The 8,733-nt window shown below is 41.7% G+C and carries 9 protein-coding genes; 2 read left to right on the forward strand and 7 right to left on the reverse strand.

Features of this window, described 5'->3' with window-relative positions; genetic code table 11:
- Positions 1 to 61 precede the first annotated feature (61 nt).
- From CWB77_RS17885 to CWB77_RS17915, 7 genes are all read right to left on the reverse strand, one after another.
- Positions 62 to 1,894 carry a DUF885 domain-containing protein gene (locus tag CWB77_RS17885; RefSeq protein WP_008113341.1) on the reverse strand — a complete coding sequence of 611 codons (1,833 nt, stop codon included), beginning with the start codon at positions 1,892 to 1,894 and terminating at the stop codon, positions 62 to 64.
- An 84-nt stretch (positions 1,895 to 1,978) separates the two neighbouring features.
- Positions 1,979 to 3,115, reverse strand: coding sequence for a radical SAM family heme chaperone HemW (hemW, locus tag CWB77_RS17890; RefSeq protein ID WP_138623857.1), 1,137 nt, complete (start codon positions 3,113 to 3,115; stop codon positions 1,979 to 1,981).
- Positions 3,112 to 3,711, reverse strand: a complete 600-nt coding sequence (locus tag CWB77_RS17895; RefSeq protein WP_138569545.1) for an XTP/dITP diphosphatase — start codon at positions 3,709 to 3,711, stop codon at positions 3,112 to 3,114. Before CWB77_RS17895 ends, hemW begins: the two co-directional genes overlap by 4 nt.
- Positions 3,712 to 3,713: 2 nt before the next feature.
- Positions 3,714 to 4,157, reverse strand: coding sequence for a DUF4426 domain-containing protein (locus CWB77_RS17900; protein WP_054201912.1), 444 nt, complete (start codon positions 4,155 to 4,157; stop codon positions 3,714 to 3,716).
- Positions 4,158 to 4,215: 58 nt separating this feature from the next.
- Positions 4,216 to 4,749, reverse strand: a complete 534-nt coding sequence (locus CWB77_RS17905) for a YggT family protein (protein ID WP_008113334.1) — start codon at positions 4,747 to 4,749, stop codon at positions 4,216 to 4,218.
- A 26-nt stretch (positions 4,750 to 4,775) separates the two neighbouring features.
- Positions 4,776 to 5,597 (reverse strand): pyrroline-5-carboxylate reductase, encoded by an 822-nt coding sequence (proC, locus tag CWB77_RS17910; protein WP_010391593.1) that lies wholly within the window; start codon positions 5,595 to 5,597, stop codon positions 4,776 to 4,778.
- Positions 5,598 to 5,614: 17 nt separating this feature from the next.
- Positions 5,615 to 6,328, reverse strand: coding sequence for a YggS family pyridoxal phosphate-dependent enzyme (locus CWB77_RS17915; protein WP_138623859.1), 714 nt, complete (start codon positions 6,326 to 6,328; stop codon positions 5,615 to 5,617).
- A gap of 2 nt (positions 6,329 to 6,330) precedes the next feature.
- Here CWB77_RS17915 and CWB77_RS17920 point away from each other — a divergent pair, with 2 nt between their 5' ends.
- Both CWB77_RS17920 and CWB77_RS17925 read left to right on the forward strand, forming a co-directional pair.
- Positions 6,331 to 7,371 (forward strand): type IV pilus twitching motility protein PilT, encoded by a 1,041-nt coding sequence (locus tag CWB77_RS17920; RefSeq protein WP_138623861.1) that lies wholly within the window; start codon positions 6,331 to 6,333, stop codon positions 7,369 to 7,371.
- A 9-nt stretch (positions 7,372 to 7,380) separates the two neighbouring features.
- Positions 7,381 to 8,517, forward strand: coding sequence for a PilT/PilU family type 4a pilus ATPase (locus tag CWB77_RS17925; RefSeq protein WP_054201910.1), 1,137 nt, complete (start codon positions 7,381 to 7,383; stop codon positions 8,515 to 8,517).
- The last annotated feature ends 216 nt before the right edge of the window (positions 8,518 to 8,733 follow it).

The raw sequence follows: 8,733 nt of genomic DNA on the forward strand, positions 1-8,733 counted from the left end.
GCCTAAATACCAAACAGACTGCTGCAAATTTAACCTTGAAAGGTCAACAGACCCTAGATAATTAAGCTTGTTTGCTAGCAACCCACTCATCAACAAAGTTTTCTAGTACGTTTAATGGTACAGGGCCATTTTTAAGCACTACGTCGTGGAATTGACGAATATCAAACTTGTCGCCAAGCTGCTTTTTAGCTGCTTCACGTAGTTCTAAAATTTTCAGCATACCCACTTTGTAAGCCGTTGCTTGTGATGGCATTACAATATGACGCTCAACCATTTTTACACCGTCAGAAGTGGCGTTAGGAGTGTTGTTAACGTAGTAATCAATACCTTCTTGGCGAGTCCACTTCATTGCGTGAATACCGGTATCAACCACTAGACGACAGGCACGCCATAACTCCATAGCTAAACGACCAAAATCTGAATACGGGTCTTCATAAAGGCCCATTTCTTTTGGTAGTAACTCTGAGTATAAACCCCAACCTTCAATGTAGGCTGTGTAACCACCAAACTTACGGAACTTAGGCACGCCTTCCAGCTCTTGTGAAATAGCAATTTGCATGTGATGACCCGGAATACCCTCATGGTAAGCGAGAGCTTCCATTTGGTAAGTTGGCATTGCTTCCATGTCATAGAGGTTGGCGTAGTAAATACCTGGGCGAGAACCATCTGGCGCAGGTTGTTGATAAAACGCTTTACCTGCCGCTTTTTCACGGAAAGCTTCAACACGTTTTACTATCATGTCGGCTTTTGGTTTTACAATAAACAGCTCATCTAAGCGTGTTTTCATGTTATCAATTAAGCCTTTAGCTTCACTTAGGTACTGCGCTTTACCCGCTTCAGTATTAGCAAGGTAAAATTGTTTGTCGGTTTTCATAAACTGCATAAAAGCGTTTAAGTCGCCCTCAAAGCCAACTTTATCTTTAATGGCACGCATTTCATCATGAATACGTGACACTTCGGCAAGGCCAATGGCATGAATTTCTTTTGCTGTAAGGTCTGTCGTGGTAGTGCGTTTAAGCGCGTTATTGTAAAACGCTTCGCCATCAGGGAATTTCCAAGCACCGTCACGGTCATCAGCACGCTTTTCTAGCTGTGCAATGTAGTTAATTAACTTAGAGTAAGCAGGTTTAACTGCTGTTTTTAATGCATCAGTCGCTTTACTAATAAGTGCATCTTTTTCAGCTTGGTCGATTTCTAATGCATTTACTTTACGTTTAAAGTCAGCTAATAGCGTAGAATCTTCACCTTGTTCAAACGGCGCACCTTTAATGATGTTTTTGCTTGAATCAATCACGTGTGGAAATACAAATTTAGGTGCAATAATGTTTTTATCGGCGCGAATTTCTAAGCCGGTAATCAGTTGATCGAATACACCCGGTACCCCATTTAAACGGGCAATGTAATCGTTGGCTTCTTTTACGTTGCTAATTTGATGCTGGTTAATTAAAAAAGCAGGCACCATAGAGTGTGTACCAAACATTTGGTTTACTGGGTAGTTATGGTAACGCCATTTAAAATCAGCAATGCTGGCTTCTAAATCTTGTTTTTTTAAATCATAACTTACTTGAGTAGCTGCATCTAATTGCGCACGGTCAATGCTGTTGAGCGTAACCAAATCGGCTTTAGTTTGTGCCAAGTCTTTTAGCGCTTTTTCTTCGCTGTTGTCATCCCATTTATCGTAATCTTTTTTGATGCCCATATAGGTTTGATAAACTGGGCTGCTCATTACATCACGATTAAAAGTGTCTTCAAAAAAAGCATTCGCTTTATCAATTTCACTTTGTACAGGTTGAGCTTGAACCGCCGGTGCAGGCGTTGATTGTTGTGTTGCTTGTTGGCAACCGGCAAGCAGTGCCACGCTTACCGTGGCAGCAATTAGAGTAAGTTTACGCATTCGTTTCCCTTTTGTTGTTAGAAACCCATTAGGATATTTTAATTTTTCATGTGTTTACTTTACATGCGTATAACGCCAAAAGCGTTATACGAACAATTCTAGCAGGTCATTTAAAAAGCGATGGCCTTTAAGGCTTACTTGCCAATGGCCGTCTTTTTCTATTAATAAACCTGTGTTAATGGCTTTATTCAAAGCCGCTTGTTGGCTTTGTAATGGCTGATTAGTCAGTGCACTGTAGTCTTCAATCGGGCATGGCTCTGTTAAGCGAAAGCGATTCATAAAAAATTCAAACGCTAAGTCGTCTTGTTCTACTTGCCAGCTTTTGTACAAGTAGGGCTTAATAATGTCCATGTAGCCCCGTGGGTGTTTAACCTTTTCAGTGCGTGTTATCACCCCTGTTTTCGCATCAGTAACCTTACCATGGGCGCCACAGCCAATACCAAGATAATCGCCAAACCGCCAATAATTCAAGTTATGTTGGCATCGAAAGCCCGGTTTTGCATACCCTGAGATTTCGTATTGCTGATAGCCTGCTTGTGCCAATAATGCTTGGCCTTGCTCTTGAATATCCCACAAGGTTTCATCTTGCGGCAACGTGGGCGGTTTTGAAGCAAATTGTGTATTAGGCTCAATGGTGAGCTGATACCAAGAAATATGTGGTGGGCTCAGGGTAATAATTTGTTTTAAATCACTTAGTGCGTCATCGAGGGATTGCCCTGGTAAGCCATGCATTAAATCAAGGTTAAAGCTATTCAACCCTGCTTCACTAGCTTGTTGTGCTGCATAACTGGCTTCATCGGCACCATGAATTCGACCTAAGGCTTTTAACTTATCGTTTTGCATGCTTTGCACGCCAATAGAGATACGGTTAATCCCTGCTTTTACATAATCTTTGAAACGGCCAGTTTCGACTGTGCCGGGGTTTGCTTCAAGGGTTATTTCACAATTATCGGCTAGGCCTATGAGGCTATCTACTTCATTGAGTAAACGGGTGTATGCCGCGCCGGTTAATAGGCTTGGCGTGCCGCCGCCAATAAAAATGCTGTGAATTTTTCGCCCTTGTACTAAGTGTAAATCAGCTTTTAAATCGTCAATTAAGTGCTGTACATATTCAGCTTCAGGGATGTCACCTTTTTGCCCGTGGCTATTAAAGTCGCAGTAAGGGCATTTTTGCACGCACCAAGGCACGTGCACATATAAACTCAGTGGAGGAAGGTTCACAGGCCGCCTTTGTGTTGTAACTCTTGTAGTAATTTATTAAGTGCTTGTCCACGGTGGCTTAATGCATTCTTTTGCTCTTTTGTAAGCTCTGCACTGGTACAATTTTCTGATGGTACAAAAAAGATAGGATCGTAACCAAAGCCACCTTTACCGTGTTGGCTAAGGGTAATTTCGCCTTCCCAGCTAGCACTGCAAATAAGTGGGGTAGGGTCGTCAGCATGACGCATTAGTACCAACACACACCAAAAACGAGCGCTGCGATTAGGGTTATTGCCTAAATCAGCCAGTAATTTATCGATATTATCTTGATCACTTGCGCTATTTCCTGCAAAACGAGCAGAGTAAACACCTGGCGCGCCATTCAGGCCATCAACTTCTAAGCCTGAATCATCTGCAATAGCAGGCAGTCCGGTAATTTTAGCCGCATGTCGCGCTTTAATTATCGCGTTTTCTACAAACGTGGTGCCTGTTTCGGCTACGTCACTGACATTAAAGTCGCTTTGCGGTACAACATTAATATTAAGTGAGCTGAGCATGTTAGCCAGCTCATTCACTTTTCCGGGGTTGCCGGTTGCAAGTACTAAGGTGTTGGTCATATTTAATCTACGTAAAATTTTTGCTTAAACTTTAATGTTTGAAACTGATTACCTTGTTGGATTTCAATTTCAAAACGTAAAATCTCTTCGTTGGTGTAATCTACTTGTGCTAGATAATAAATTGAATCGCCTTCAACGACTTCTTTAAAGTTAAGGGTTTGCTTGTTACCTAATAAGTTTTTAGCGGTACCTTGTAATGTCGCTTTTTGAGCGGCTTTATCAGCATCATTTTTTAATATTGAAATATTAACAATGCCTTTATAGCCACTACGCTCAAGGTCATAAGCTTTAGCTATTTGCGGTTGAATAAACGTTGATGGAAAGGCTATGTAATGAACTTGCCAAGGGCCTAGTTCTTTGTATTGGGCGCCTTGTTCTTGAGCGCTGTGTGCATTAAATGCTAAAGCGAGACAAGCAATAAAACAAAACTTTATTAAACGTTGCATGGTTAACTCCTGAGTATGTAAAAAAGAGGCGCTAGGCCTCTTTTATATTACGTTGTGCTTAAGCTAAAAGGTCCATTAGCAGCATTTGTAAAAACTGAATGCCGATGATCAGTACCAATACCGATAAGTCTAAGCCTCCTAGTGGCGGTAAGATTTTACGGATTGGCTTTAACATTGGCTCAGTAAGCTGATGGAATACCGCTTCAATTGGGTTATAGCCTTGGCTTACCCAGCTTAAAATAGCGCGGATGATTAACACCCAAAAGACTAAATTTAAACCTTCTTTTAAAACAGTTATTAGCGCCTGTATAAGCACAGGTTGAATAGCCCAAGAGCTATAAATAAGCCACATTAATGTACTTATTTTTGCCGCAGCCACTATAAATGCCAGCAACAAAGAGGCTAAATCAAGCCCGCCTAGCCCTGGAATGATTTTTCGCAGCGGGTTAACTGCAAACGAAGTGGCTTTGACCACAAATTGGCTCATCGGGTTGTAAAAGTCGGCTTTTGCCCACTGTAGCCAAAAACGCAGTAGTACCACCATTAAAAACAGATCAAACAAGGTGCTAATTAAAAATTGCATGGCATTCATAGTATAACCTTCAATAAAAAATGGTTTTAAAGTTCTTGTTCCATTTGCACTGCACGCGCAATACACGCATCCATTGCATCACCCACAGTTTGGGTTAAACCTTGCGCTTTTAAATGCTCAACAGCTGCATGCGTGGTACCGCCTTTTGAGGTTACATTGGCGCGCAGTTGCGAAATGCTAATATCTGGTTGGCTAAGTGCCATTTCAGCTGCGCCTAGCGCTGTTTGCTGTACTAAGCGACGCGCGTCTTCATCATTAAAGCCAAGTGCTTTCGCTTTTTCTTCAATCGCTTCCATAAATAAGAAAAAGTAAGCTGGCGATGAGCCTGTCACAGCAATGACATCGTTAATTTGCGATTCTTGCTCTACCCACACAACTATACCTGTACATTCAAAAACTTGTTGTACAAATTCATGTTCGCTTTGCGTTTCGCCAGCGCCATACAAGCCCGATACACCACGGCCAAGTAACGACGGTGTATTTGGCATACAACGCACCATTTTCACATCTTGGCCAAGCATTTCACGTAAGCGTTTAACGGTTAAGCCTGCAGCGACTGAGATAAATAATTTATCACTAAAGTCGATGCCTGAATCTTGAAATGATTGGCACAAGTCGCCCATCATTTGTGGTTTAACAGACAGAACAATGACATCTGCATCGCGCATAGCTTCGTTATTGTCACTGGTGGTTTGCACCTTAAAGTCGGATGCTACCTTGGCTAGTTTTTCTTGGTTGCGGTTAGTTGCAATAATATTGTTTGCGTTAAAGCCGTTTTTTACCATGCCACCAATGATGGCGTAGCTCATATTACCTGTGCCTATAAATGCGATTTTTTTATCTGACATATGTCTGTTATCACCTTTTAAGTTCGTGTTCCAAAAATATCTGTGCCGATCCTCACCATGGTTGAACCTGCCGTTATGGCAGCCTCTACATCGTTACTCATCCCCATCGACAACGTATCTATATGAGGATATTGGGTCTGTAGTTTATCAAAGCAAGTTTGTAATTGCTCAAAATATTGAATTTGCGTGTTAGCATCGTCACTTTTTGCAGGAATAGCCATTAGTCCGCGTAATTTTAACTGTGAACACTGACTTATAAATTGTGCTAGTTGGTCTATTTCCTCTACGGCACAGCCGGATTTCGCGTCTTCTGCGCTAATATTAACTTGTATCAGTATATTAAGAGCGGGCATTTCCTGTTGGCGCTGAGCGTTTAAGCGTTTTGCTATTTTTAGTCTGTCGACGCTTTGTACCCAGTCAAAGTGGTTGGCCACCAAAGCGCTTTTATTTGACTGTATAGGGCCAATGAAATGCCAAACAATATCGCTAAATGTGGCTAGTTGCGCTATTTTATCTACAGCTTCTTGAACATAAGATTCACCAAATTGGCGTTGCCCTTGCTCATATGCTGCCATAATATCAGAGACGGGTTTGGTTTTAGATACTGCAAGTAACGTAATGTCGTTACTATTGCGCTGTGCATTTTGCGCTGCCTCTGCAATTCTAGCGTAGGCGGATGTGAGTCGTTCTGCTATTGTAACCATATATTTATCAGTTAGTTGTGGAGTCATAAATGGATATCACCGAATTATTGGCATTTAGTGTGCAACATAAAGCATCAGATTTGCACTTATCATCAGGGGTATCACCTATGATACGTGTTGATGGTGATGTGCGACGAATTAATATACCAGCACTTGGAGATAAAGAAGTCAGCAGTCTGGTTTATGACATTATGAACGATAACCAGCGTAAGGACTATGAACAAAATCTCGAAGTGGATTTTTCTTTTGAAGTCCCTAATTTAGCACGTTTTCGTGTAAATGCCTTTAACTCTAATCGTGGTCCTGCTGCCGTTTTCCGTACAATCCCGAGTGACGTACTGACACTTGAAGATTTGGGCGCGCCGGAAATATTCAAACAAATTTCAGATAATCCACGAGGCTTAGTATTAGTTACCGGCCCTACAGGCTCAGGTAAGTCGACTACACTTGCAGCTATGGTCGATTATATAAATCAAACTAAACATCATCATGTACTGACCATTGAAGATCCTATCGAATTTGTACACGATAATAAACTCAGCTTAATTAACCAGCGTGAAGTTCACCGCGATACGCATAGTTTTTCTAATGCCTTGCGAAGTGCATTGCGTGAAGACCCTGATGTTATTTTGGTTGGTGAGTTACGAGATCTAGAAACTATTCGCCTTGCTATGACCGCAGCTGAAACAGGTCACTTAGTGTTTGGCACTTTGCATACCACGTCGGCACCTAAAACCATTGACCGTATTATTGATGTATTCCCTGGTGAAGAAAAAGACATGATCCGCTCTATGCTTTCAGAATCACTGCGCGCGGTTATCTCACAAACACTGATCAAGAAGGTCGGTGGAGGGCGAGTAGCTGCACATGAAATCATGTTGGCAACGCCTGCTATTCGTAACTTAATTCGTGAAGATAAAATTGCTCAAATGTACTCATCAATTCAAACCGGTGCGTCGCAGGGCATGCAAACTATGGATCAATGTTTAACAAACCTTGTTAACAGAGGCATTATCACTCACTCAGCGGCGTATACAAAAGCACAAGATAAGACGCAGTTTAGCGCTTAAGGAATTATTATGACTTTATCTCTAAATCACTTTTTACAAATAATGATCGACAAAAAAGGCTCTGATCTATTTGTATCAAGCCAGCTGCCTATTAGCGCTAAAATTAATGGCGAGCTGATACCTCTTAATGATGACAAACTAACCGATGAGCAAGCGCTGGAATTAGTTGAATCAGCGATGAGTGAAAAGCAAAAGGCAGAGTTTCATAGCACCAAAGAGTGTAACTTTGCAATTGCAACCAGCGAAGGGCGCTTTCGTATTTCGGCTTTTTGGCAACGTGACAGAGCAGGGATGGTTATTCGCCGGATTGTGACCCAAATACCTGATGTAAAAGAGCTGGGATTGCCCTCAGTACTTACTGATGTGATTATGTCAAAGCGAGGCCTGGTATTATTTGTAGGTGGTACGGGAACCGGTAAATCAACATCACTGGCAGCACTGGTTGGTTATAGAAATCGCCATCAGCGCGGGCATATTCTAACCATAGAAGATCCAATTGAATTTGTGCATGAGCACCAAAAAAGTATTATTACCCAACGTGAAGTGGGCTTAGATACAGAAAGCTTTGAGTCAGCACTAAAAAGCTCTTTACGCCAAGCGCCAGATGTTATTTTGATTGGTGAAATTCGATCGCAAGAAACTATGGAGTATGCGTTAAGCTTTGCAGAAACAGGTCATTTATGTGTTGCCACCTTACATGCTAACAATGCTAACCAAGCTATTGATCGTATTATGCACTTAGTGCCAAAAGAGAAGCACGATAAGCTTAAATATGATTTAGCATTAAACTTACGCGCTATTATTGCCCAGCAGCTTATCCCTACCTCTGATGGTGAGGGACGTGCTGCTGCTATAGAGGTATTATTGAATACGCCAATGGTGAGTGAGCTGATTAAAAACGGTAACATTGGTGGTATTAAAGAAACTATGGCCAAATCAACTGAAATGGGCATGCAGACCTTTGACCAAGCGCTGTTTGAGCTTTACAGACAGCAACGGATTAACTATGCCGATGCACTTCATCATGCAGACTCGCCAAATGATTTACGTTTAATGATAAAACTACGTAATAACGAGCAGCAAGGGGCAGGCTTTTTGCAAGGTGTAACCATTGATGGCCTTGATGATAAAGGTAATATTACCTAAGGACAATTAACTCGTTGCTGCCTACATGGATGTAAGCCAGTAGAATAACGTAGGAGCAATTATCGAACCCACTAGGTTACAAACCTCGCGCCGCGATTAAACCGCCCCTAGTTTGAACAAATTTTAATCCGCAAAGGTCAACAGACCCTAGTAACATGAATTAAGAATGCATGTAAGTGGTGTTTTTGCCGTTTGCCTTAGCCTGATAAACAGCGT

Origin of the sequence: Pseudoalteromonas sp. S1610 (assembly GCF_005887465.1) — a bacterium.
Lineage (GTDB): Bacteria > Pseudomonadota > Gammaproteobacteria > Enterobacterales > Alteromonadaceae > Pseudoalteromonas > Pseudoalteromonas undina.